General features: G+C 42.2%; 23 protein-coding genes and 1 pseudogene. 16 read left to right on the top strand and 8 right to left on the bottom strand.

What is annotated here, in order from left to right; translation table 11 throughout:
- The 15 genes and pseudogenes from GKR61_RS06795 to GKR61_RS06865 all read left to right on the top strand — a co-directional run.
- A pseudogene (locus tag GKR61_RS06795) lies at positions 1 to 287 on the top strand (hypothetical protein); the annotation flags it as partial.
- Positions 288 to 449: 162 nt separating this feature from the next.
- Positions 450 to 938 carry a hypothetical protein gene (locus tag GKR61_RS06800; RefSeq protein WP_154600069.1) on the top strand — a complete coding sequence of 163 codons (489 nt, stop codon included), beginning with the start codon at positions 450 to 452 and terminating at the stop codon, positions 936 to 938.
- 65 nt (positions 939 to 1,003) lie between these two features.
- Positions 1,004 to 1,453, top strand: coding sequence for an IrmA family protein (locus GKR61_RS06805; RefSeq protein ID WP_154600068.1), 450 nt, complete (start codon positions 1,004 to 1,006; stop codon positions 1,451 to 1,453).
- A 713-nt stretch (positions 1,454 to 2,166) separates the two neighbouring features.
- Positions 2,167 to 4,455, top strand: coding sequence for an FdhF/YdeP family oxidoreductase (locus GKR61_RS06810; protein WP_154639685.1), 2,289 nt, complete (start codon positions 2,167 to 2,169; stop codon positions 4,453 to 4,455).
- A gap of 1,075 nt (positions 4,456 to 5,530) precedes the next feature.
- Positions 5,531 to 5,806 carry a helix-turn-helix domain-containing protein gene (locus GKR61_RS06815; RefSeq protein ID WP_036952128.1) on the top strand — a complete coding sequence of 92 codons (276 nt, stop codon included), beginning with the start codon at positions 5,531 to 5,533 and terminating at the stop codon, positions 5,804 to 5,806.
- 148 nt (positions 5,807 to 5,954) lie between these two features.
- Positions 5,955 to 6,503 (top strand): type 1 fimbrial major subunit FimA, encoded by a 549-nt coding sequence (gene fimA / locus GKR61_RS06820; RefSeq protein ID WP_036952127.1) that lies wholly within the window; start codon positions 5,955 to 5,957, stop codon positions 6,501 to 6,503.
- Between the two features lie 77 nt (positions 6,504 to 6,580).
- Entirely contained in the window at positions 6,581 to 7,117 is a 537-nt protein-coding gene (locus tag GKR61_RS06825) for a fimbrial protein (RefSeq protein ID WP_154609646.1), read from the top strand.
- 64 nt (positions 7,118 to 7,181) lie between these two features.
- Positions 7,182 to 7,880: a fimbria/pilus periplasmic chaperone gene (locus GKR61_RS06830; protein WP_036952256.1), complete on the top strand. Its 699-nt coding sequence runs from the start codon at positions 7,182 to 7,184 to the stop codon at positions 7,878 to 7,880.
- Positions 7,881 to 7,965: 85 nt separating this feature from the next.
- Positions 7,966 to 10,602, top strand: a complete 2,637-nt coding sequence (locus GKR61_RS06835; protein ID WP_154639686.1) for a fimbrial biogenesis usher protein — start codon at positions 7,966 to 7,968, stop codon at positions 10,600 to 10,602.
- 43 nt (positions 10,603 to 10,645) lie between these two features.
- Complete coding sequence (locus GKR61_RS06840) at positions 10,646 to 11,149, top strand: fimbrial protein (protein WP_036952253.1); 504 nt, start codon at positions 10,646 to 10,648, stop codon at positions 11,147 to 11,149.
- A gap of 34 nt (positions 11,150 to 11,183) precedes the next feature.
- Complete coding sequence (locus GKR61_RS06845) at positions 11,184 to 11,675, top strand: fimbrial protein (protein ID WP_036952250.1); 492 nt, start codon at positions 11,184 to 11,186, stop codon at positions 11,673 to 11,675.
- An 8-nt stretch (positions 11,676 to 11,683) separates the two neighbouring features.
- Complete coding sequence (locus tag GKR61_RS06850) at positions 11,684 to 12,625, top strand: fimbrial protein (protein ID WP_154600064.1); 942 nt, start codon at positions 11,684 to 11,686, stop codon at positions 12,623 to 12,625.
- A gap of 453 nt (positions 12,626 to 13,078) precedes the next feature.
- Positions 13,079 to 14,113 (top strand): Fe(3+) ABC transporter substrate-binding protein, encoded by a 1,035-nt coding sequence (locus tag GKR61_RS06855; protein WP_036952248.1) that lies wholly within the window; start codon positions 13,079 to 13,081, stop codon positions 14,111 to 14,113.
- Positions 14,097 to 15,803, top strand: coding sequence for an ABC transporter permease (locus tag GKR61_RS06860; RefSeq protein WP_108478310.1), 1,707 nt, complete (start codon positions 14,097 to 14,099; stop codon positions 15,801 to 15,803). The genes GKR61_RS06855 and GKR61_RS06860 overlap by 17 nt, the downstream gene beginning before the upstream one ends.
- Before the next feature lie 27 nt (positions 15,804 to 15,830).
- Complete coding sequence (locus GKR61_RS06865) at positions 15,831 to 16,502, top strand: ABC transporter ATP-binding protein (RefSeq protein WP_036952118.1); 672 nt, start codon at positions 15,831 to 15,833, stop codon at positions 16,500 to 16,502.
- Between the two features lie 49 nt (positions 16,503 to 16,551).
- On the opposite strand, the gene yegD is transcribed toward GKR61_RS06865, so the two are convergent.
- Positions 16,552 to 17,904 carry a molecular chaperone gene (gene yegD / locus GKR61_RS06870; protein ID WP_036952117.1) on the bottom strand — a complete coding sequence of 451 codons (1,353 nt, stop codon included), beginning with the start codon at positions 17,902 to 17,904 and terminating at the stop codon, positions 16,552 to 16,554.
- A gap of 184 nt (positions 17,905 to 18,088) precedes the next feature.
- Here yegD and GKR61_RS06875 point away from each other — a divergent pair, with 184 nt between their 5' ends.
- On the top strand, positions 18,089 to 18,325 hold the full coding sequence (locus GKR61_RS06875; protein WP_036952115.1) for a GDCCVxC domain-containing (seleno)protein: 237 nt from the start codon (positions 18,089 to 18,091) through the stop codon (positions 18,323 to 18,325).
- Positions 18,326 to 18,382: 57 nt separating this feature from the next.
- Here the strand turns inward: GKR61_RS06875 and GKR61_RS06880 are convergent, their stop codons facing one another.
- The 7 genes from GKR61_RS06880 to nrfA form a co-directional block, all read right to left on the bottom strand.
- Positions 18,383 to 18,784 (bottom strand): hypothetical protein, encoded by a 402-nt coding sequence (locus tag GKR61_RS06880; RefSeq protein WP_036952113.1) that lies wholly within the window; start codon positions 18,782 to 18,784, stop codon positions 18,383 to 18,385.
- 106 nt (positions 18,785 to 18,890) lie between these two features.
- Complete coding sequence (gene nrfF, locus GKR61_RS06885) at positions 18,891 to 19,985, bottom strand: heme lyase NrfEFG subunit NrfF (RefSeq protein ID WP_154639687.1); 1,095 nt, start codon at positions 19,983 to 19,985, stop codon at positions 18,891 to 18,893.
- Positions 19,978 to 21,762: a heme lyase CcmF/NrfE family subunit gene (locus tag GKR61_RS06890; protein ID WP_154600062.1), complete on the bottom strand. Its 1,785-nt coding sequence runs from the start codon at positions 21,760 to 21,762 to the stop codon at positions 19,978 to 19,980. The genes nrfF and GKR61_RS06890 overlap by 8 nt, the downstream gene beginning before the upstream one ends.
- A gap of 23 nt (positions 21,763 to 21,785) precedes the next feature.
- Positions 21,786 to 22,742: a cytochrome c nitrite reductase subunit NrfD gene (gene nrfD, locus GKR61_RS06895; RefSeq protein ID WP_036952110.1), complete on the bottom strand. Its 957-nt coding sequence runs from the start codon at positions 22,740 to 22,742 to the stop codon at positions 21,786 to 21,788.
- Positions 22,739 to 23,410: a cytochrome c nitrite reductase Fe-S protein gene (nrfC, locus tag GKR61_RS06900; RefSeq protein ID WP_108478307.1), complete on the bottom strand. Its 672-nt coding sequence runs from the start codon at positions 23,408 to 23,410 to the stop codon at positions 22,739 to 22,741. The genes nrfD and nrfC overlap by 4 nt, the downstream gene beginning before the upstream one ends.
- A complete protein-coding gene (gene nrfB / locus GKR61_RS06905) occupies positions 23,407 to 23,979 on the bottom strand; it encodes a cytochrome c nitrite reductase pentaheme subunit (RefSeq protein ID WP_036952108.1) in 573 nt (190 codons plus the stop codon). The genes nrfC and nrfB overlap by 4 nt, the downstream gene beginning before the upstream one ends.
- A 45-nt stretch (positions 23,980 to 24,024) precedes the next feature.
- Positions 24,025 to 25,458: an ammonia-forming nitrite reductase cytochrome c552 subunit gene (gene nrfA, locus GKR61_RS06910; RefSeq protein ID WP_154639688.1), complete on the bottom strand. Its 1,434-nt coding sequence runs from the start codon at positions 25,456 to 25,458 to the stop codon at positions 24,025 to 24,027.
- Positions 25,459 to 26,126: the final 668 nt, after the last annotated feature.

The raw sequence follows: 26,126 nt of genomic DNA on the forward strand, positions 1-26,126 counted from the left end.
TTATCCCACAACTCTTGGCGCAATTAGGCTTGTGGATTTTAAGTGCCTTTAAGGGGATTGATTATAGAATCCATTTCAACCCCAAATTAATTGCCATTATCTCGTCCATCATTATCGGATTAGCCTTCTCTAGCCTACTGATTATCATGTCATCCGGTTGGCTATACGGTTTTACTGAAAATATAGCCACCACGATATTGCTGGTTGATTTGCTTATCGCCAGTGGTATTGCCTTTTATCTTCATCGACGAATTCGTCACTGGGTTTCAATGCGATTAAACCGCTAGCCATAACATTAAACATGATCAGCAATTTTTATTGTGGATACCTTATTCACCCTTCACAAGATAGCCACCGAATACGCCATATCAGGGAAAACCAAGCACCCATTAGACGGTGTTCATCAAGCGTCAATCTGACGTTTCTATTTATGTTGATAGGAATTTATAATGAAAAGATATGTATTTGTGACTGTATTGGCCTCATTGTGGTTGATGACATCACCCGCCTCTGCCACCAGCCAGCCCCCTAAAAATACCATTTGGGAGTATAAAGGCGATGGCGGTAAAACCTTATGGCAAGTGTGTGGAAGCCAAAACAGCACCTGTAGGATTGTGGGCTCAACCAAACATTATGTTGCTGTACTGAATCATAAATCCGCGTCAGGTTGTGCATTTGGTGATTTTTATATCGTGGCAAGAACTGACGGAAACTGGCAACAACGCGATACAGGCACTTGTAGCCCTAACGCTTATGTCCAAAAAGGAACCATTAATAACGGGCAATATTCGTCAGTTGATATTGGTGTCAACGGGACTATCGTCAAACGCTATCCGATAGGTTATTGGAACCAGCAAAAAGAATTATCAGGTAAAAAACGTCCACGTTGGAAAGAAAAAGACCGTACTAAAGGCGGATTGCAAACCAACCAGCAATAAATCTAGATGCTCGCTACCATCGCTTGTGGTAGCGAGGATGATAAAAGATAACTAAAGGTAACGTAATGAATAAGATAAAAAGTATATTTGCGATGAGTTTATTGGCAGTTAGTACATTTAGCTTGGCTGAAGAGCAACAGCGTTATGCAAGCATCACACATACGAGCTCAAATTTTATTAACCAAGGCTACTGTGGTTACTCATTTACCCTCGATAATGGCGGTAGCCATATGGTTTTAGACCACGCGGAGTTTGGTGCGCTTGAGATAACCTTGAGAATGAAAGATGGGCAAGGAAAAGTATTAGGGGATACGGTACTGGAAGTGGAACCTTTTGGCGATTCTAGCGCCACTCGTGCCACGTTTGCAGGATTGGAAATTCCGTGTGAAGATGTTGCTGAATTTGAAGTGGTTAAAGCGGTGGAAGATCAAAATGGTCGTAAGGTTGAATTGCCGCTATCTATCTTTCAGGCCAATAATCCTGAGTTGGCGAAGATGTCGATTTCAGGGAAGTAGAAAAGCTTCGGCATTATGATAGAAAAATAATTGTTGGTATATTTGTTGGTATAAAATTTATCGAATACGATATTTTCATTATAAAACAACGTTAATTGACTTGTGTTCGAATCCTGTAGGGTACCATTCTCAAGCAAGCGCATATCAATAGACATCACAGGATGTCTTTTTTTATGCCTGAAATTCATGGAATCAGCTGATTTTAGCCTTTCTTCGTTTAATTAACGTCTACCTATTCAACTATAAGGTAATTCATCATTAATACCTAAAATAGTTGTGGGTTTTGGATGTTGATATCCTTGTTAGGTGATGAATATGGTGCTTTCTGCTCAAACTAAACCATATAATATTTAACTGTTAATTTTGTTATTTAACACTTCATTAATTGAATTATATTATATTGAAAAACGTCCTGTTTGTTTAAAATAGAGCAAGATTATGTATATAAAATCACATATTCATTTGATAATGTTATATTTTTTTAATTCATTAGAGTTTTAATCTATAGCCAATAAAATAAAAATTATTAATGGAAGATAATTCCTTATTATTAATAATCCTATTTGATATGTTATCTATGAAATAACATTTTATTTTTGAATTATATTCAAAAAAAGATAAGTCGGTATTCGTCACTCCACATTAATCATAATTACACTGTAATAAAATAACGTTTATTTCTTGTTACATTTAAATTTAAAAGAGTAATGAAAATGAAAGAAAAAATCGAAAATTACACTGGACCTGCGGCAGGCTGGGGAGCAGTTAAAGCTGTCGCTGAAGCTATACGCGAGCAGATGGATATTGTACCCGATATTATTACTATGTTTGAAATGAATAAGCCTCAAGGTTTTGACTGCCCCGGTTGTGCATGGCCTGACCCTAAACATAGTGCATCGTTTGATGTCTGTGAAAATGGTGCAAAAGCGATGGCATGGGAAGCCACGGCAAAGAGAGCAACACTTGAGTTCTTTGCGAAACATACCGTTAGTGAATTGTTAACGTGGGATGACTATGACTTGGAAAATGAAGGTCGTCTAACTCACCCAATGAAATATAATGAGCAAACAGATCGCTATGAAAAAATTGAATGGAACGATGCTTTTGCTCAAATAGGTCAGCGGTTATCAAATTACTCAGATCCTAATTCGGTTGAATTTTATACTTCAGGTCGAACTTCAAATGAAGCTGCGTTTTTATATCAGCTTTTTGCCAGAGAGTATGGAACTAACAATTTTCCGGATTGTTCAAATATGTGCCATGAGCCGACAAGTGTCGGTCTTGCAGCCTCAATAGGTGTGGGTAAAGGTACGGTATTACTTGATGATTTTGACAAGGCTGATTTAGTAATTTGTATTGGACATAATCCAGGAACTAATCATCCTCGAATGCTCAGCTCACTTCGTGAAGTATCAAAACGAGGTGCCAAAATTATCGCAATTAACCCTTTAAAAGAAAGAGGATTAGAACGATTTGCTTATCCGCAAGATCCAATTGAAATGTTGACGCTAGAGTCCACGCCTCTCGCAGGATATTACTATAAAGTTAGAATCGGTGGAGATACTGCATTAATTAAAGGTGTCATTCGCATTATTATTGAGTACCACGATGCGGCTATAGCAAGAGGTCAAGCGCCTATATTAGATAGTGAATTTATAAGCACTCATACCGTTGGTTTTGATAACCTTAAGCAAGATGTGCTCACTACTTCTTGGGATGATATTTTATCGGTGAGTGGCATGACTCGTGATGAAATAGAACAAATTGCTCAACTTTATATCGAGGCAAAAAATACCATTATCTGTTATGGCATGGGAATTACGCAGCACCAGCATGGTACTCAAAATATTCAGCAACTAATCAATCTTTTATTATTGAAAGGTAATATTGGTCGAGATGGTGCGGGAATTTGCCCATTGAGAGGGCATTCTAATGTGCAAGGCGATCGCACTGTTGGAATAACCGAAAAACCAAGCCAATCTTTTATCGATAAAATTGAGCAACGCTTTGGTTTTAAGCCTCCTATCGCTTTTGGTCATGCAGCCGTGGCTAGCATGCAAGCAATCTCTGAATGCAAAGTAAACGCATTGATTTGTATGGGGGGAAACCTTGCAGTTGCTATGCCAGATAAAGATGCATGCTACAGCGGAATGAAAAAACTTGATATGGCTGTTCATATTGGGACCAAACTTAATCGATCACATTTGTTGACGGCAAAGAATACATTTTTATTTCCTGTATTAGGTCGTACAGAAGTAGATATTCAAAAATCAGGTCCGCAAAGCATTACTGTTGAGGATTCTATGTCAATGGTACATGCTTCACATGGCAAGCTAAAACCTGCTAGCCCATATTTAAAATCGGAATGTGCAATTGTTGCTGGTCTTGCCAAAGCGACGATTCCTAACTCAAAAGTTGAATGGGATGATTTCATTGATGATTACGATAAAATTCGTGATGCAATGGAAGCTGTATTACCAGGTTTTGAAGATTACAATAAAAGAATCCGAATTCCTGGAGGTTTTCATTTAACAAATGCAGCGGCTCAGCGTAAGTGGTTAACTCAATCAGGTAAAGCAAACTTTATAACAACTGAAGGTGTCATTGAAGATCCAGAGTCTGCGACACATAGCGAATTAGTTTTGGCAACTATACGTAGTCATGACCAGTACAATACAACTATTTATGGAATGAATGACCGCTATCGTGGTGTTTTTGGACAGAGAGACGTCATTTTTATCAGTGAAGCTCAGGCAAAAAAACAAAAATTATCTGCTGGTGATAGAGTCAATGTTATTGCCTTAGATAATCGGCAAAATAGGACTAAACGTCGTTTAGATAACCTAAAAGTGGTTATCTATGATATGGCTGATCGCTGTGTTGCCACTTATTTTCCTGAAGCAAATAATTTGATAGCACTTGATAACTTTGACCCTCAATGTGGTATTCCTGCGTATAAAAATATTCCAGTAATTTTAGAGAAGGTAAGTGCAGTATCCTAATTGTTTTAAATTCTAACCACCCCTATGTGGGTGGTTTATTTGATCCTCTAAAGGCATATCAACGACATTTCTAAATAACACCGATTTCCCTTCTGTTATTCCGAGTATCTTTACTGCTTTTCTTATCCAATCATTTTCTAATCCTATCGGCTCAACTCACACAACATTGGCGAGCCAGCGTTCCTAGGAGCTCTATAAATAATTCATTCAATATTACCTAGTATTTATACTGATCAATTGTATTACTATTTCTAAACTATCTTTAATGTGTATCTTGTTCGTTTAGTTCAATGACTCGAGTGAAATAAATCATTAAATAAAGAGTTTTTAATTAATGAATAGGTTTTTTTGATGTTTTTTATGTGTTCTTGGTTATTTAACACACAAGGTTATAAAGTTATTAAATTTAATTTAAACAATATAATTAAAAACACGAAATAAAGGTTAAATTGATGGTGTAATAATTACTTACATATTTATTCAACTCTTACTAGGATTATTCTTATATGCGACTATAATGAATTTAGTTTTTTGTTTTTATTGAAAGTTATTTTCAACTCGTAATTGGGGTTTTGGGGTTATTGGTATTTTATGCTGTTTTATTATAAATTATTTGATATTCTAATTTTGATTATCTTTTTTTGATTTGTTTTTATTTTTATCTTTGCGAATTAATTGTAATTTTGTGGTTATTGCTTTTCATTAATTAACGGTTTTATTTTTATATAATGGTCCTTATTGTAAATTATTGTGTCTATTTAACATGTATATCGTGTTATGCGCGCCTTATTTCATTTAAAGAAATATCTTCAATTATTTATTTTGGTATTTTTAGATGCTCGTAAAGTGTTGATTTTTATGTTTTATTATTTTACTCATATTTGATTATTTATTGATTTAAATGAATTAATATTTATGATTGATAGCCTGCGTATATCAAATAGCTCTTTTTCGATCGAAAAAAACAATTTTTAACTACAGTTTTAATTCTATAACTTAATAACAGCTGAAGCGTATTTTCCTATATCGATAATATAAAAAAATAATCAGCGAAATATGATCTGAGAGGTTTGAAATGCGAGACTATGAACCATTATCAAATAATATTGGCAGGATGTTAAAAGACTACCGTAGGCGCACAGGATTAACAGGAAGTGAATTGGCAAAGCGTATTAATGTAAGCCAACAGCAAATATCTCGATATGAAAACGGTGTGAATAATATATCATTTGACAAGCTTATCATACTATTTAATGCACTTGAGATGAGTAGCCGAGATATTGATGTTTTCTTCGAAAAAATGAAGTATCTGTTTGATTCTAGTGTATACAAACACTCGAAAATAGAGTGACAGACCCTTATTTTTTAAAATCATTCAAATTTAATTAAATTGTTTTAGGCAATTTAATTAAATTCGGTCGTTTTAATTATGGTGTCATGAAGTCTGTATTTGTTTTTTCTATCAAGTTGTACTTAATAAATATACATAAGGAAATATTATGAAAGTTAAATCACTAGCACTTGTTGTTATTTCAGCTTTATCTTTAGGTTCAGTCGCTGCAATGGCTGCAACAACAACCGTAAACGGCGGCCAGGTACACTTTAAAGGTGAGCTAGTGAATGCAGCGTGTGCTGTTGATGCTGGTTCTGTAGAGCAAACTGTTCGTTTAGGTCAAGTTCGTACAGCTAAATTAGCTAAATTGGGCGATACCAGTGGTTCTGTTGGTTTCAACATCCAATTAAACGACTGTGATACAACAGTTGCTACTTCTGCAAAAGTTGCCTTTACCGGTGTTGCTGCAGATGCAACTAACCCAACTGTTTTATCTGTAGCTTCTTCAGCTTCAGGTGCAGCGACTAACGTTGGTATCCAAATTTTAGATGGTAAGAGCGCGCCTCTGGGTCTGGATGGTGCAACATTCAGTAACCCTATCACTCTGAATGACGGTGCAAACGTTCTGCCATTCCAAGCTCGTTACTTCGCACTGGGTGCAACAACTGCTGGTGTTGCTAACGCAGATGCAACCTTCGCTGTTCAATACGAGTAATCACTAAAAAGGATTAGGGATATCCCATTTGATAAGCCAAGGATGGCTTTTATTCACGAACCAAAAGGTGGAAGTTTATGAGAGAGCTGCTGGCAGTTTCACTCCTTCTGTTTTCTCCATTTTTGCAAGCTGGGAATAAATGGAAAGTTCAACTTCCTGGTGGTGGGATGCGCTTTCAAGGGGAATTAATTGCAGAAGGCTGCACTGTTGAAACTTCAGACCGTAATTTGGTAGTGAATATGGGACAAGTGCGCACCAATGCATTCAAGGCTCCAGGTCAAGATTCAGCACCGACGGCGTTTGATCTTCACCTCCGAGAGTGTAGCAATGCAGTTAGCGAGTATGTATCCATTACCTTCAACGGTGTGGCTAATGAAAGGAACCCAGATATTTTTTCCATCGGTGATGGGCCTAACACCGCGAAAGGTGTGGGAGTTGCCATTTTTGATTCAAAAAATACCTTAATTCCGGTGAATAGTGCTCCACTCAAAGTGGCGAATCTGCGTGATGGGGATATGACATTGCACTTTGTTGCTAAGTATCGCTCGACAAGCGAGAACATCATGGGCGGAAAAGCGAATGCTCAAGCACTATTCTCACTGACTTATGAATAAAAATATCGAAAAAGACAGTGACATATTTATTTCATTTTTTAGTAAAAAAAGGACAGATGTAAACATGAAAACCAGAAAAACATATAAGTTCATTACCGCCTTATTACTTTTACTCTGTTCGACCGTATCCACTCAGGTTTATGCAGGTGTTGCATTAGGTGCAACGCGAGTGATTTATCCTGCGGATCAAAAGCAGGTTCAACTTGCCGTGACCAATAATGATGAAAAGGGCGTTTTTCTGATCCAATCGTGGGTTGAAAATGCCAATGGTCAAAAAGATAGCCAATTTGCGATCACTCCGCCTCTTTTTACGATGAAAGGCGTTAAAGAAAATACATTGCGCATTATTGATGCGACCAATAACCAATTACCGAAAGATAGAGAAACGCTGTTTTGGCTGAATGTGAAAGCGATTCCAGCAATGGACAAAGCGAACATGAGCGAGAATACGTTGCAGTTAGCGATTATTAGCCGCATTAAATTGTATTACCGTCCTACAGGTCTCTCTATTGCGCCGGATAAAGTGGCTGAAGAATTACGCTTTAAGCGCCAAGGTAGCTCACTGATTGTGGTTAACCCAACGCCTTATTTTGCCACAGTTACAGATTTAAAAATCGGTGCAGCAAAATTGGATAACGTGCTTGTTCCTCCATTTGGTGATGCGTCAGTGAATGTTCCTTCCAATGGAAATGGTGCTATTAGCTACCAAACCATTAATGATTACGGCGCACTAACGCCGAAAATGACAGGAAAAATGCAGTAAAAACTTACGTTTGTATTTCTCGAAAATAATTAAACATCATTCCAAATTGGAAATTTGCTGAGCAACATTGTTGAGCGGAGGGGACATGTCACATCTGACATCTGAAAAAGGGCTATTAATTTCAAAAAAAGGATCATTTTTGGGATGCAGATTCGAACGCCATTTTCCTTTGGTTCCGCTGGCATTCTTGATAGGCGCATGCCTTTATCCAACATGGGCGACGGCAGAGTTATATTTTAACCCTCGTTTCTTAGCGGATGATCCTTCAGCAGTCGCAGATTTATCTGCGTTTGAACAAGGGCAAGAAGTTCCTGAAGGGACTTATCGTGTTGATGTTTATCTTAATGATGGCTATTTACTCACCCGGGATGTGAATTTTGTTCTGGATAAAAATGATAAACAGCTGTCCCCTTGCTTGACGCCTAATGAATTGGCCAAGATGGGGATCAATACATTAGCGCTGCCAGAATTACAGACGAAGCCCAAAGATACCTGTGAACCATTATCATCCACCGTGAAGGATTCAACGGCGAGATTTGATGTGGGCTTGCAACGGTTATATATCACCGTTCCACAACTGTTTATGAAAGACAAAGCGCGAGGTTTTATTCCTCCAGAGCTTTGGGATTCAGGGATCACGGCAGGGATTTTAAACTATAGCCTGACGGGAAGCAGCGCACGTAATCAAGACGGAAAGCACAGTAGCTATAACTATTTGAATCTACAAAGTGGTTTAAACTTTGGTGCATGGCGCTTACGGGATAACTCCACATGGAGCCACAGCACAGGCACAGCAAATAGCGAAACTCGCTGGGAGCATATCAATACCTATTTAGAGCGTGGCATCAATGTGATCCGCTCTCGTTTAACATTGGGTGATAGCTACACTCCGGGAGAAATTTTCGACAGTGTTAACTTCCGAGGCATTCAATTAGCCTCGGACGATAATATGTTGCCTGAAAGCCAAAAAGGATTTGCGCCCGTGATCCGAGGGATCGCTCGCGGTACAGCGGATGTCTCTGTTAAGCAAAATGGCTATGAGATCTATCGCAACACATTCCCACCGGGACCGTTTGTGATTAACGATCTCTATTCTGCGGGGAATAGTGGTGATTTGCATGTGACTATCACGGAAGCGGATGGATCCGTACAGAGCTTCACCGTGCCATATTCATCCGTTCCGTTGCTCCAACGTGAAGGGCATACACAATATGCCGTCACTGTAGGGGATTACCGTTCGGGAAGCGGCAATCAGGAAAAACCGACATTCTTACAAACCACGTTACTGCACGGTTTGTCATATGGCTGGACGCTCTATGGTGGAACTCAGTTAGCCAATCGTTACCAAGCTTTTAACGCAGGGATAGGTAAAAATATCGGTGTCTTTGGGGCGCTATCTATCGATATTACCCATGCCAATGCCAAATTACCGGATGACAGCAACCATCAAGGTCAGTCAATTCGTTTCTTATATAACAAATCTCTGAATGAAACGGGCACGATTATTCAGCTGGCGGGTTATCGGTATTCGACAAAGGGTTACTACTCATTTGCGGATACGACGTACAAACGGATGTCAGGGTATAACCTTGCGACGCAAGACGGCATTATCCAAGTGACACCTAAGTTTTCTGACTATTACAACTTAGCTTATAACAAGCGCGAAAAAATTCAGTTAACTCTAACCCAGCAGTTGGGTGAGCAATCCACTATGTATGTGACGGGAAGTCATGAAACGTATTGGAATACCAGTAAAGCGGATAAGCAATTACAGGTAGGGATTAACACCCTGATTAAAGGGATTAGTTGGGGATTAAGTTACAGTCTGTCCAAAAACTCATGGCAGGATGGCAACGACCAAATGCTGGCATTGAACGTCAACATTCCCTTTAGCCATTGGTTACGTTCAGACAGTCAGTCTATCTGGCGTAATGCCAGCGCAAGTTACAACGTTTCTCACGATCTCAAAGGTCGCGTAAACAACACCGCCGGTTTATACGGAACGTTATTGGAAGACAATAACTTAAGTTATAGCGTTCAAGCTGGGTATGCAGGCGGTGGACAAGGTAACTCTTCGGGGACAGGCTATACGTCACTGAACTATCGCGGGGCTTATGGAAACGCCAACGTCGGTTATAGCTATGCCGATAACATTCGCCAAGTTTACTACGGTGTGAGTGGGGGCGTCTTAGCTCATGAAAATGGATTAACGCTGAGCCAACCAATGAACGATACCGTGGTATTAGTGAAAGCGCCGGGTGCGGGACATGTGAAAGTCGAAAACCAAACCGGGGTTGAGACTGACTGGCGGGGCTATGCGGTATTACCTTATGCCACTGAATATCGTGAAAACCGTATTGCTTTGAATACCAATACGTTAGCGAATAACGTGGATCTGGATGATCCCGTTCTGAATGTGGTGCCAACTCGTGGCGCTGTCGTTCGCGCTGATTTCCAACCGAAAGTTGGGGTCAAAGTGCTGATGACATTAACTCGCCATGGAAAACCAGTGCCATTCGGCTCGGTTGTTTCTTCTGGTGAAAATAGTGGTGGCAATATTGTGGCGGAAGATGGGCAAGTTTACTTAACTGGTTTGCCGTTAACCGGACAATTAATCGCACGTTGGGGAGATGGGGCGGATGCTCAGTGTAAGGTCAATTACACACTGCCAGCAGAAAGCCAATATGAAATCCTCAGTAAGTATAGTGCCGAGTGCCTCTAAGGAGCCCATAGTGTTTGATAAATCGAATATTTTCTTTGCCTCAATGTTGACCTCTTTGTGCTTGTGTTCCAATGCATTGGCGGCGGATAGCACCATTAACATTACAGGCAATGTACGAGATAACACTTGTGCCGTGGCTCCTGGTTCACAAAATCAAGTGGTAGATTTGCTCCTGAATGCGGTGAAACAGCTGCACTCAGTGGGGGAAGTGACGCCAACAGTGCCGTTTCGTATTGAGCTAACACCTTGCGGTTCTGCGGTAACGGCAGTCAAAGTTGGGTTTGTCGGTATTGCAGACTCGAGTAACAAAACCTTGTTGGCATTAGAACCCGGCAGCGCAAATGCAACAGGGGCAGGCATTCAGATTTTAGACAGTGCTAAAAATCCATTAGTCCTCAATGCGGACTCAAATAATATTGCATGGACGCCTTTAGTGGCAGGAAAAGCCAATACGCTCAATTTCAATGCACGTTTAATGGCGTCAAAATTGCCCGTTACGGCAGGGCATATTCGAGCAACCGCCACATTTACGCTTGAATTCCAGTAAATAGAGGATGCGATGAATGACGTATAAATCAACAATGATGACAGCTTTATTTTTGGGGCTGTTATCTTCATCAATAACCTCCACACACGCGGCTGACGTAACTGTGACGGTCAATGGGAGCGTTGTTGCAAAGCCTTGTACGGTATCAACTAAGACGGCCAATGTGGATTTGGGTGATCTTTACACGTTCAATTTAACCTCTCCGGGATCAGCATCGGATTGGCATACGGTGTCGTTGGATTTGACCAATTGCCCTGTTGGTACATCAGTGGTTATGGCGACCTTTAAAGGTGTCGCTGATTCGGTGGGATACTACAAAAACCAAGGTACGGCAGGCAATATCCAGCTGCAACTTCAAGATTCATCGGGTAATAACTTAAATAACGGCGCACAAAAACGCATGCCAGTCAGCGATGCAACGCTTTCAACCAGTTTTCCTTTACAGGTAAGGGCAATATCGGTGAGAGGCGGGGCGACACAAGGCACCATCCAAGCGGCAATTGATGTCACCTACACGTATCTGTGAGCAATATTATGAATATAAAACAGCTAGTTAAATTAATCTTTATTAACGCATTTATCTATTTTGCCGGTGTTTCTTCGGTGTATGCTTTTACCTGTTACGACTCAACAGGAAACGTTTTAAGCTACACACAAAGCCCAGTGACTGCCAATGCGTATGTTAACTTGCAGCCAAGTGTTCAAGCTGGTCAAAACTTAGTGGTCGATTTATCGAATTCAATATTTTGTAAGAACGATGACCCATCAGCGCGACGTGACCAAGTGAACATGATCCGTGGTTCCGCTTATGGTGGAGTATTGAATAACTTTCGAGGCTCATTACGGTATTATGGCTCAAGCTATACGTTCCCTTTGACTAACCCAACTCACCAGCAAGATTTTCCATCGGGCAATTACACAGCATGGAATACCCAATTGTATTTAACTCCAATTTCTGCTGCGGGTGGTGTAGTGGTTAACCGAGGAACCCACTTTGCGACATTGGTAATGTACCAAGTTGGTTCTAACATAGTAGGGGGCGGTAACGTCAATACATCGACCTTTACATGGAATTTGTATGCCAACAATGATGTTGTGGTGCCTATTGGTGGTTGTGATGTTTCTTCGCGTAATGTGGTCGTTAACTTACCGGAATATCCAGGAAGCGCTCAGCCGGTACCGTTATCTATCTATTGTGCTTCGAGCCAAAATATCTCCTACTATTTAACGGGAACAACCGATACGAGCAGCAATATTTTTGCTAATACACTGTCTGGTGCTAATGCCGCAAAAGGAGTAGGGATCCAAATGGTTCGCAATGGTAATGCAATTCCAGCAAACCAAAACGTTCAGTTAGGTCGAGTAGGAAGTTCAGCGGTGAACTTAGGACTAAGCGCGCGATATTCAAGAACCCAAGGTCAGGTGACGGCAGGGAAAGTGCAGTCGGTGATTGGCGTGACATTTATGTACGATTAGTGAATTGAATTAGATAGATGAAAAGGCTCAAGAAGAAATATCTTGAGCCTTTTTGCGTTAAATAAAGATTCATATGCTCAGCAGAAATTCGGATGATCCGTTGCGATAGGGGAGCAGTAGATCTTTTATCATTTTCCCATCACAGAGACCTCAACCCATTAATATTATTGTAGAATATGGTCATCATTATCGTTTTGGTAATCTTGGATTTTATTCTACAAACTCTGAATACAGACCGCAGACCACCCACAAAAAATCCTTCAAAAAAGAATAAATGCCAAATAATAAATTATAAATAAATTTTAATAATCATTAATGCGTATTATTAACCGATGAAAATAATTTGCAAACGAGATTGGTTATCAATATACTTTTTTCGACCAGTTAAAAATACTCAATATACTAGTTTAAGCATCACTTCACCTTGGAGAAGATAGCAACATGTTGAAAAAAATGTATTTTTTACGTAATAAAACGCGTTTAATTACGTTGGCCTCATCGCTTATTGTTACCTGCGCATTGCCTGCCATGGCAAAAGATTCCCTAACGTTATATACCACTCGTGAGCCGGGGCTGATCCAGCCACTGCTGGATGCCTTTACCAAAGAAACTGCCATTGACGTCAACACTGTCTATGTCAAAGACGGCATGTTAGAGCGCGTCAAAGCGGAAGGTAAAAACTCCCCCGCAGACTTATTAATGACGGTGGATGCGGGTAACCTCATCGATTTAGTTGAAGCAGGTGTTACGCAGCCTGTTGATTCAAAAGTATTAACTGATGCTATTCCAGCTTCATTACGCGACAAAGATAACCAATGGTTTGGTTTATCGATGCGTGCTCGAGTGCTGTATGCGGAAAAAGATTTACCGTTAACTAGCATCACGTATGAAGATTTAGCCGACCCTAAATGGAAAGACAAAATTTGTATCCGCGCAGGCCAGCACCCGTATAACACAGCGTTAGTGGCAGCAATGATTGCCCACGACGGTGAAGCGAAAACGGAAGCGTGGTTACGCGGTGTGAAAGCTAACTTAGCACGTAAAGCAACGGGCGGAGACCGTGATGTCGCTCGTGATATCCTTGGCGGTATCTGCGATGTCGGTTTAGCGAACTCTTACTATGTGGGTCACATGAAAAATGCCAAAGAGGGCACTGACGCACGTAAATGGGGAGATGCTATCAAAGTGGTTCAGCCAACCTTTACCGATGGCGGTACGCACGTCAACATCACTGGTGCAGCCGTTGCGCGCCATGCTCCTCATAAAGCAGAAGCGGTTAAGTTGATGGAATATCTGGTTTCTGTTCCTGCACAACAGCTGTACGCGCAAGCAAACTATGAATACCCAATTCGCAAAGGCGTTCCACTGGATGCCACTATCAATAACGCAATTGGGGAAATCAATGTGGATACCCTCCCACTTACTGAAATTGTGAAATACCGTAAACAAGCGAGTCAGTTGGTAGATAAAGTTGGATTCGATCAATAAAACTGGCTTAACCTCTACGCGCGGGGCTTTCGGGCTGCCGCGCGTCGGTTTCTCGCCATTAACTCTTTCCGTGGTGGTCATTACGCTTGGCGTTCTGACCCCTTTGTTGTTTTTATTGGGTCTGGCCGCAAGCTCTGGATTCAGCCATTGGGAACATTTGATGCGCTATGTGCTTCCCGATGCCACCTTAAATACCTTAATTTTACTGCTGGGTGTTGGTGCCATGGTGATGACCATTGGGGCGGGGTGTGCCTGGCTGGTGACCGCGTTTGATTTTCCTGGTCGAAAGCTGTTTAGCTGGGCGCTGCTACTGCCCCTTGCGATGCCAACCTACATTGTAGCGTTTGCATGGTTAGATTTACTGCATCCTATTGGACCGATTCAAGAATTTATTCGTAGCGTGTTAGGGTACGACTCGCCGCGCCAATTCCGCCTTCCTGATCTTCGTTCGATGACGGGCGCCATTTTGCTGCTGGGTCTGGTGCTTTATCCCTATGTTTACTTGACCATGCGAGCCATGTTTATGAGCCAGCCAGCCCATTTGCTGGAAGCGGCTCGAACCCTTGGGCTCAGTTCCACGGGAACATTTTTCCGAGTGGCGTTACCTATGGCGCGACCTGCCTTAGTAGTGGGTACTAGCCTCGCTCTGCTGGAAACCCTCAATGATATCGGCGCATCGGAATTTTTAGGTGTGAATACATTGACCGTGACGGTGTACACCACATGGGTGACTCGCTCTGATCTACCCGCTGCGGCGCAAATTGCCTGCTCGATGTTAACAGTGATTATCTTGCTGTTAGCGTTAGAATATTACGGTCGAAAAAATCAGCGTTACAGTACTGGGCGGCAAATGCGTGGGATCTTGCCATCGCGTTTAACTGGATGGCGAGCTATATTAGCCACGTGTGTCACCGCGCTACCGGTGGTGTTAGGCTTTTTAGCACCGGCACTTTTTTTGGGATGGGAAAGCCTTAAACGCATCAGTGACAGCATGACAATCTCAAGCAGCCTGTTGCAATCACTACAAAACTCATTATTGCTAGCGGCGGGTGTCACCGTCGTGGTGACGTTGGTGAGCATTGTGGTAGCGTGGTATGCCAGAGCGAGTGCAATTTCTGGTTCATCTCAAGAATGGCGACGAGCCTTAATGAAAATTGCGTCGCTGGGTTATGCAGTACCAGGAACGGTATTAGCGATTGGTTTGTTAACACCGGGTATGGCGCTGGATAATTTTCTGGCGGAGCTATTGGATTTTCGAGGATTACCGCTGTTATCTACGGGAATTTTATTGGTTATCTGCTGCTCAATTCGATTTATGGCGATCTCCATTGGGGCGATTGATGCTGGGTTAACCCGTATTCCGCCGAGTATGGAACAAGCCTCAAGGCTGTTAGGGGAAAGCGAGCTGCGAACGTTCTTTCGAGTGCACCTTCCGCTATTACGTCCGGCACTTGTCACCAGTGCTTTATTGGTTTTTGCGGATGCGATGAAAGAGTTGCCGACCACATTACTTTTACGTCCGGTGAATTTTGAGACGTTGGCAACCTCATTATATGCAGAGGCAGCGCGAGGAACCTATGAAGAGGGCGCGATTGCGGCACTATTAATTGTGCTGGCAGGGACATTGCCTGTGATCCTCCTAGCGCGCAGTCAGCTGACATCATCTCAATCAAAACGGTCGTCTCAATAAAAATGATTATGTTAAGGAATGTCTTCGGTGTCTGATTCAACCTTAGTTCTTGACAATGTCCATGTTTCTTATGGCAGCAAACATCAACGTAACCATGTACTTAATGGTTTCTCTTTGCATATTGATGCTGGGGAAATTGGCTGTTTACTTGGGGCTTCAGGATGCGGAAAAACCACTGCCTTGAGAGCGATTGCTGGGTTTGAGCAGGTAGAGCAAGGAACCATCTACGTGGGTGGGCGCTGTGTTGCGGGTCCAAACCTTCATTTGCCGCCTGAGCAGCGTAATGTTGGGATGGTTTTCCAAGATTATGCCTTGTTTCCTCATTTAACGGCGGCGCAGAACGTGGCATTTGGGCTAAGAAAACAGCCTAAAGAGCAGCAACACGCTCGCGTTCAACAACTATTAACCTTGGTTGAATTGAGCGGTTTAGCGGAACGCTATCCTCACGAAATGTCGGGTGGTCAGCAGCAGCGTATTGCATTAGCACGAGCGTTAGCGCCACAGCCAGCGGTACTGTTGCTGGATGAACCGCTTTCTAGCCTTGATCCAGATAGCCGAAAACGCTTAGGGCAAGAAGTGCGGGATATTTTACGTGCGGCGGGGCAAACAGCACTGTTGGTAACTCATAGTGAAGATGAAGCTCAGTTAATGGCAAATAAAATCAGCTACTTAAAAGAGGGGCGTTTACTCGAGGAATAGTTGAGGATCGTGAAAACCCAATGCCGCACAAACGGCATTGGGAAGTCGATTATTTAAAGCAGGTTTGCGCCCAACGGGCTAACCCAGCGGTAACCGAGCCAAAGTCATCACCACGAACAATGGGAATGTTCGGCAGTTGTTCTTGAATCGCTTGATGTAAGATAGGCGAGCGAGCGCTACCCCCGGTGACAAAAATAGCGTCCGGTTGAACGCCTCCTTGTACAACGGCTTCTTTCACCAACTCAATCATTTTGCTTTTTGGTGATTCAATCGCATCAATTAACTGATCACGTCCAATATTCACTTCAAGCAGCTCTTTTGATAATGCAATTTTCGCCAAGTAATTTTGCTCATCAGAGAGTGCGATTTTCGCCTCTTCCGCTTTGCGTACTATGCTGTAACCCAGCGTTTGGTGATAAACCTCGAGCAAACGTGCCAGCAAGGCTGGCTCTTGAGCATCTTGTTGTAAGCGGGTTAATGCATTGAGGTTCGCGCGAGAATAAAACTCTTTTTGCGCTTCCACATTATTAATGGCAATCGGGTTCCAAAACTGCAATAGAGGCATTTTGATTCCCGATTGATATTGGCTTTCCATACCAAAAAGCTGCATTAACTGTTTTAAGGCAATGAAAATATCCAGATCGTTTCCGCCAACACGTTGACCTGTATGTGCTAGCAAAGAACTTGTACGATCGTGGCTATCTTTGTAACTAGGCCCCATTTGGATCAGTGAGCAGTCGGTGGTTCCCCCACCAATATCCACCACTAAAATGGTCTGATCTTTGGTGAGGGTGGATTCATACTCTAACCCTGCGGCAACGGGCTCAAACTGGAACGCAATATTCTGAAATCCAGCACGTTTAGCGGCTTTTAATAAGATAGCTTCCGCTTGCTGATTCGCTAGCTCGCCACCACGTCCATGGAAGTTAATTGGGCGACCAATCACGGTGTCAGTGATGGTTTGTTGGGTACTTGCTTCGGCAGTATGCTTGATATTTGCCATCATGGCGCACACTAAATCTTCGAAGAAACTGACTTGGGTTTCGTGTAAGCCTGATGCACCTAAAAAAGACTTAGGTGATTTTACATAGTAGACATCACGAGGATCGCTTAAATATAAGTCCAGCGCAGCTTGCCCGAAAACAATATCTTCCGGCTCCAGTTCAATGCCTTCATCCTGATTAAACGCAATAGAGCGTCGGAGGATTTGCTGACCAACTGAGTCTGTCGGAGAAATATTCAGATGGCGAAATAAGTGCTCTGAAACCGATTCTCTTGTCGGCGCACACAAGGTTGATGGAATATAAAAATTGCTGCCTTCAAGGGGTAACAATTGCGGTTTACCATCTTTCATGATTGCGACGGAGCAGTTAGATGTTCCGTAGTCAAAACCAATAAACATTTCGCCTCCAAAATCTAGGGTGCTTTGAAAAAAGTGGAAAACTGTATATCAACCTTGCGGGAAATGCTATTGGAACTGCATTTTTATTTTGTGTGGGAAACCTAATTTGGCGCAAGGATAAGAGCAACATGATTTTGTAAGATAAATAGTATTATTTATTGTGAAAGACCCTATCGAGTATCAAATGAGTCAAGCCAAAATTGAATTGATGTCTGAAATTACATGCCCAGAATGTGGGTGTTTGAAAATGGAAGAGATGCCAACCAATGCTTGTCAGTGGTTTTATGAATGCACAGGTTGCGGCGTCTTATTAAAGCCATTAGAAGGGGATTGCTGCGTATTTTGTTCTTATGGCACAGTGAAATGCCCGCCAATCCAAGAAGCAGAATTAACAGGCAAGCCTTCATGTTGCTGTAAATAAAGTACCGAGAAAAATCATTAATTTCGTAGGGGATAGATAATATTCAATTAAGTATAATTATCTATTCTGACAATTTTTACGCCACAAATAATTAAATTCCTCGATCGGAAACTCCATTTCGTCTCTATCCAATAGTGGAATAGAAACGACATTTCTACCATCTTCATTTAGATACGTTTTCACCATAAAACGTTTGTAGCTATAGCTATTTTTTGCATCAAATACCAGAACTTGACCACAAACATAGCCTAGCATACCGCGATCAGAGGTCTCTCTGATGACATGGTATTTCACATCTTTAAATTCGACGGTTTTAGGGAAACTCAGCAGGTCTTCCACAGCCCGCTCTGATTTCTTGATAACATCTAAATCAGGTGTGTAGTTAGCCATTACTCCTGCAAGAAATGATCCTCCTGCGATAAGAATAATCACTAAGATAGAAAGCATCTTATTCGTCATGATATTTTTCTAGATTATTATATTTAATAAATAAACTTATTATTATTTTTTATCAATTATGGATACCGCGAGGTAATAAAGGTTCAGGAGCCTTTATTATTTGTATTCACTGTTTCCCACTATTTTCCATTAATTTAGCCATGTGAATGGCTTCAATAATTTGAGCGCGATTGACTCTAGGATTATTACTATCAAGTAGGTTTTGCCAGATATTAATCGCCGTTGTGTAATTGGCATTGATAAAGGCATCTGAGGCTAATAACATCAATGCGGTGACTTCATTCTTATCTAGACTTAATGCTTTGTCTATCATTTTTTGTGTGTCATTTGTAACCACTTGTCCGGCTTGGTAATACATCACCGTGGCAATTGCGGCATAGAGTTGGGTATTCTCTCCGCGATATTTGAGTGCGTAGCCATAGGCAATTAAGGCATTTTCATAGCTATTTTGATAAAGATAGTATTCACCTAAAACAGCCCAAAGCTCACTGTTTTCAGGGGATTGTCGAATATCTGCTTGTAAACGTTGTAGATCCTGCGTTTCACGCTCCAATGGTGTGAATAGCAAGATAGGGTCATTTTGTCTTTGATATAAATCAAGTGTTGAATGGAATCGCGGTAATAAAAAATATCCCGCTATCATAATGCAGATTATGATGAGAATAAGGGTGTTACTTATCTTATTCCAATGAGAATGCTGAAGTGTTTTTTCATTATTGATAGCCGGTAATAACTGTATGTCAGAGTGAGTCTGGTTGTATTTTTCTATTAATGGAATCGCATTATCTAATAAAATAATGGGCTGATTAATTTTATTTTTTACTTTTAATGTTTTCCATAAAATAAAGATAATACAAAGAACAGCAAATACGGGAAGTAACCATAATAGTAGGGTACTAAGCGTTAATGGGGGATTATATAAAACAAAGTCACCATAACGCTCGGTCATATAGCGTTTAATCTGAGATTCACTTTTTCCTTCAGAAACCATTTTAAAGACTTGATGGCGCATGCTGACCGCGGTAGGTGCATTAGATTCTAATAAATTTTGGTTTTGGCATTGCGGGCAACGTAGTTGTGAAGCAATCTGCAAGGATAATTCCTGCTCCTCATTGGAATTAAATGCCCATGTATCCACTATTTGGGCGTGAACATTCAAGGAGCACAAGAGCAGAAACAGCATAACGATTTTTTTAATCATGCTTCCGCCCCCTAAACCAACTCATCAGCGCACCTAAGCACATCACAAATCCACCACCCCAAATCCATTGAATGCCTTCTTGTACATAAAAACGCATCGCATAGCGCTCAGTGCCCGTTTTTTCTCCCAGCACCACATACCAAGATCGCAACCATCCCCAGTGGATCCCCGGTTCTATCATCAGTTGCTGGCGAGCCATATACAGGCGGCGTTCAGTGATAAGATCAAAGCCATTTTGACCTGCATTTTGACTGACGTGGATCAGCGCTTTCTCGGTGGTGTAGTTAGATTCAGCTGCCAGTTGTAATTGTTGAAATTGGAATTGATATCCGCCAACTGAGATTGATTGCCCGACGGCGATATTTTGGCTGATTTCTGATTTCTGTGTTGAGGAAAGGGCAATTCCCATAGCGAACATCACAACCCCAGCGTGGGCGACAATAGCAGGGAATTTTTGCTGAACAATCATCGACAGTCGCTGATGTAGTTTGTGATTTCCGTTCTTGGCAATATCGCGATATTTGAGCGTGGCAAGCGCTATTACCACCAGCATCAACAGGCCAAATGGCAGTAATGTCTGATTGAAATAGGGGGCGCCCACCGAGATCTTACCTAACCCTAATAAACCATAGAGCATCGGGTATAAGGTGCCAGTCAGTACGATACATAAAACCGCGGTAAACAAAATCAAAGTCAGTAATAAATAGATTTCTCGCGATGTTTTGCGCCGAGGCTCTTGAGGGGGAAATTTCGCCTTCCAACCATAAATAAACAGAGCACCAAGGCTTAAAACGCTAAAGAGTAAAAATAGCGGAACGGCACGCACGTTATCTAAGGCAAATGCATGAACGGACACTAAGATCCCAGAGCGGACAATCAGTGTACCGAGCAGCGCTAAAATTAATGTGATAATCGCCAGCAACAGGCTCCAGTGGCGATATAGCCCTGTTCGGCGAGTGATAGATAAGCTGTGTAGTAATGCCGTGGCAGAAAGCCAAGGAAGTAAAGAGGCGTTTTCAACAGGATCCCAAAACCACCATCCTCCCCAGCCTAATTCACTGTATGCCCACCAAGAACCGAGGATGATACCGCTAGTGAGTATGCACCAACTTGGTACCGCAAATCGACAACACAACTGAGCAATAGTCTGGCTGAAATTTTCGGGAAGTAGGGTAGGTGTCGCCATTAATGATGCGAGCACTAACGCTGCCACTAGCATCAATCCGCTGTAACCAAGGTAAAGTAGCGGCGGGTGTAAAATTAGTCCCCAATGTTGCAGCATCGGGTTGAGGTCGCGACCTTCAATTGCAGGCGGAAACAGGCGTTCAAATGGGTTGGAATAGAACACAACAAACAGCAATAACGCCGTGCATATAGCAGCCAGTACACACAACGTTAAAGGGAAAAATGGGCTATTTTGGCGGCGATAACGCCATGCAAATAAGGTAGTCCAGCCAGAGAAAAACAGAACCCACAGCAGCAGCGAACCTTCGTGCCCTCCCCAAACGGCAGCAATTTTAATCACTAGGGGGGATAAACTATGGCTATGCTGAGCCACATAAATAACGGAAAAATCACTGAATACAAAGCTGGCGGTTAAACAGAGAAACGCAGTTAATAAAAAAGTGAATTGCAAAGACGTCCAGAGCACGCCCTGAGACATTTGCCTCGGGACGTGCCTGAAAACGCCGATAAACCCCAATAGGGTATGATAGCCGGTGATACACAGCGCCAGTAGCAAGCTGATAAACCCTATTTCGGGAAGGAAAATTTCCAAGTATCACCTTTATTTTAAGTCGGTTATGCGACTGTCAGTTGCCCTGCGTACAGGACGAAAAAACGCAGGAAAAACACGCCAATTAAGCTTGCGCCACTGACCACAATAACCCGAAAAGCTTGGCTACCTTGTTGTTGCCATTTTTTCAACAGGAGGGGAATAACAAAACCAATCCCCACGACGCCAAGCCAGAACCACCACGTCCAGAAACCTCCGCCTAATGCCGCAATTAATGAACGCAGTTTGCCATCATCACCGAGCGCTAGCCCCACAAAGAAGGCCGCTAGCAAAAATATCTCTAACCAGACAACGAAGCTTTCTACGCGGTGTAAAAAGACCGTTTCAGGGTTATGAACATTCTTGCGATAGCGTAGGGCAATTGCCAGTAAACTCACCGCCAGTCCCGACGAAATTCCCGAAAAGAGAAATAGAGCCGGTAATATTGGGTTGTTTAAGAACGGATAGGATTTGAGGGCTGATAACAAGAATCCCGTATAAGCGCCCAGTAATACGGCTAAGACTAGCATAGCAATATCTAACCCGCGCATGATGCGACTTAGCCAGCCTAAAACGCGAGGCACTATCGTTAGCTTAGGTAGCCATTTTTGTTGTAGCCCAACGAGTTCTTGCTCATAAATTTTAGCCAGCCAAACCACTAACACCGCCATGTAAACTTGGAACAGCATTACCCCCATGGACATCACAGAAGTTGGGCTGTAGTGAAACATCAATTTCCAGAACGTCCATGGACGGGTTAAGTGGAAAATGAGGATCAGTAGACCAAGAATAATGGTGGTCGGCGCTAAAATTAGCGTTGTACGCATGATAGTACTATTGCTGGTGGCAGCATTGGGTACATATTGGCGCATCAATACTGCCAGAACCACTAACCCCGCAGAGATACCAATCAAAAACAGGTAAACGGCGATAGGCCAGTCCCAGACTAACGACTCAAAATGAAAAGCTGAAGTGGTTGTCATTGGCTAACCTCCCCATATTTAAAGGGAACTCGGTACATTTTGGGTTTCGTTCCCAGTGCAATTTTGAATCGATAGGTCGGTTTTTCATGGAGCATTAGTGATACCGCACTGTTTGGATCATCTAAATTACCAAACACCAACGCTTTGGTTGGGCAGGCTTCGACACAAGCTGGTTGCTTCCCTTTTTTGAGATTGGTTTTACGGCAAAAATCGCATTTATCGGCGGTTTTGCTGATGGGATGAATAAATCTGACGCGGTAAGGGCAGGCGGCAATACAGTATTGACAACCAACACATAGGTCAGGGTTTACGTCCACAATCCCCGTGGTTTTATCGATGAATGAAGCCCCTGTAGGACAGACATCGACACAAGGGGCATGTTCGCAATGTTGGCAAGAGTGGCGGAAGAACCTATATTTGACGTCAGGAAATTGGCCGATGGGTTCACTACGAATAATCGTTAGGCGTGATACGCCTTCTGGAACTTGGTTGACTTCCCGACATGCATCCATACAGGCGGTACAGCCGATACACAGTGTTTCATCGTGGATCATGCCATATCGCACCCCGTCAACTTTCATGGTATTGGCGAGAGAATGCCCCGCCACACCGCCTACCGCCGCCAGTGCGCCTGAATAGATTATGAATTGACGACGAGAACAACTCATGGCTGCTCCTTAAGAACATTCACCGCAGCGGGGTTAAAGTTCGGGTTATCTCGCTGATCTGAGTGACAATCCACGCAGATTTTGACCTTACCTTTATCGTTCAGCACTTTCATGGTGTCTTGCTTAGGATGGAGGTCATGACAACTCGCGCAAGCCACTTTGGTCACGTGAACATCGTGGGGCCAAAACGCTTTTTGCAGTTGTTCAGGTAAGTGGCAAGATAAACAGACGCTATTTTGTTGTTCCACGCTGTACATTGGATCATTAAACCGCATGACGTCTTTGACGCCTTCACGGTGATTGGGACCCGGTTTGCCGTGACAATTGGTGCACGTTACCGGCAAATTATTATTCGGGTTAATGACCTCAGCATGAGTGCCATGCATCCCTTCTTTATCGGGTTTATGGCAATCAAGGCAAGCATTGTCTGGATTACGCTGCTGCGTAACTTGCCAACGACCGTCTTTGTTAGCTTCTTCAGCCATTTGTGGTGTTGCCGACGCGGATATCGCCCATAACAAGCCTGACGCCAGCACCCCAGCAGTTAATAACGAACGTAGTACGCTCATATTCACTCCATTGGTTATCGCACCCCAGCGAACTGGGGTGAGTGGTTATTTGGCTAACAGGTCGTTTTTACGAGCTTGTGCATCCCATTCAGGTACCACAGTCTTTAAAAACTCTTGTTTTTCGGCATTAATTTTCTGCATATCCAAGCCGATGGCTTGTTGCGCTTTATCTTTGGTGGAGATATCTGGGATCGCGATTTCATGAGTAATGCCTTTTGAACCCAGTAAACGCGCCAGTTTGGCTCGGGCATCTGCGGCTTTATCCATTGCCCCACCAAGCATACGTAACCCTTCATCTGGTGCATGCATGTGGATACCGTGTGACGCGATAGCTAAATCCCAACGCCACTGCGCATGACGGATATCAGCAAGGATATCTTTCATTTCAGCATCGGTTGCGCCTGCATCCCAAGCTGCTTTAGCTTCAAAGTGAGCGCGTACTAACTGATCTTCCACTTTGATTTTCATCTCTTGGATAGCTTTTTTACGCTCAGCAACGATACTCTGAAGTTGCTCTTTGCTTTGGGTATGACAGCTACTACAGGTTTGTTCAAAGTTATCGAATGGATTACCGATTTTATGGCTGGTATACAGTTCCCCTTTTTCGTTTTGCAGTTTTGGCATGTGGCAGTCAATACAGGTCACATTGTTTTTGCCGTGGATACCTGCGCTCCAAGTTTCATACTCAGGGTGTTGGGCTTTGAGCATTGGGGCTTTAGACAGGGAGTTTGTCCAATCAGAGAAGGCAATGTTGTCGTAGTACACTTCCATGTCTTCGACTTTGGTGCCGTTATCCCAAGGGAATTTCACGGCTTTAGTTTCGCCAGAGAAATAGTATTCAACGTGGCATTGACCGCATACCATAGATTGTTGGTCGAAGCGGCTCGCTTTATCGAATGGTTTACCGATAGCTTCCATGGCACGTTCTGCGTATGGGCGAGAAAGAGTGAGTTCAGGCTTACCTTTGACAAACTCAGGTGAGTCTGTTTTGTGGCAATCTGCACAGCCCAATACGTTGACGACTTCAGGGCCTCCTTTTGCCCATTTGCCTTTGAAGTAGCCATCTTCCCCATGTTCCTGAATTAATCGAGCAACGTCAGGGCTTTTACAGCTCCAACATGCCATAGGAAGAGGACCATCTTCAGCATTTTTTGGCGCGCCAGTCCGCAGTGTTTCACGAACATCGATAATCGCATAGGCGTGACCACGAGGTTTATTGTAGTCACGAGAGAAAGGATAACCTGCCCATAAGATGACGAGGCGAGGATCTTCAGCCAGTGCATCTTCTCGTTGTGATTGTTCTGAAGTTGCTCGCCATGAATGGTATTGATCAGGGTGTGCCGCTTCAAACGTTTCGTTTCGAGCGTTGATGGTTGATGTGGAATCTTTTGTTGGAGTTTGTGCCTGTACAGAGGTAAATAGAAATATCCCTGCAAGCACACTCAGTAGGTACAGTGCATTATTTCTTATCTTTGCCATAAGGGCCTCGAGTGTTTTTAAGCCAGCCATCCCATTAGCTGTATTTATTTTTATATTTGATAACAATCGCACTATTGCTATCAGACAATTGCCAACTTATATAATTAGCAAAAAACCACACAAAAAATATTGTCTTTGATCAATAATTAAAATGAGTTTACTTTTTAATCGATGAAAAATAATAAAAATGGAGAAAATTGAATAAATAAAAAAATATTAAATTTTATTTTTTAACGCAGAGTATGGATTAAATCATTAAATAATAATGATTGTTATTTACACTTTGAGTTTTTCATTATCATGCTGATATTTATAATTAATTATATTTTTACTAATACAATGGATTAATAAGTTGGTTAATTTTTGAATTAAAACGTGCGTAAAATCAAAAAAAGTAAATATAGTTTTTTGTAAAAGTGCTCATGATATACTACTTTAGTGGTATATGTTTTCATTAATTATAAATTTGACTATTAAAAATAAGGTTTAAATTCGCAAATCATATTTATTAAATGTTAATGAATAATTATAAAACGACCTCAAATCTGCCTTTCTCGATATTTGTACAGTGTCTTCGATGTGAAACGTCAAAGAATGACTATTTTCTTCATAATAACGCCAAAAGTTAGTTTACCTACTAGGTAGTATGTATTTTTGATAGTTAGCTA

Source organism: Providencia sp. wls1916 (assembly GCF_009706585.1).
GTDB lineage: Bacteria > Pseudomonadota > Gammaproteobacteria > Enterobacterales > Enterobacteriaceae > Providencia > Providencia lanzhouensis.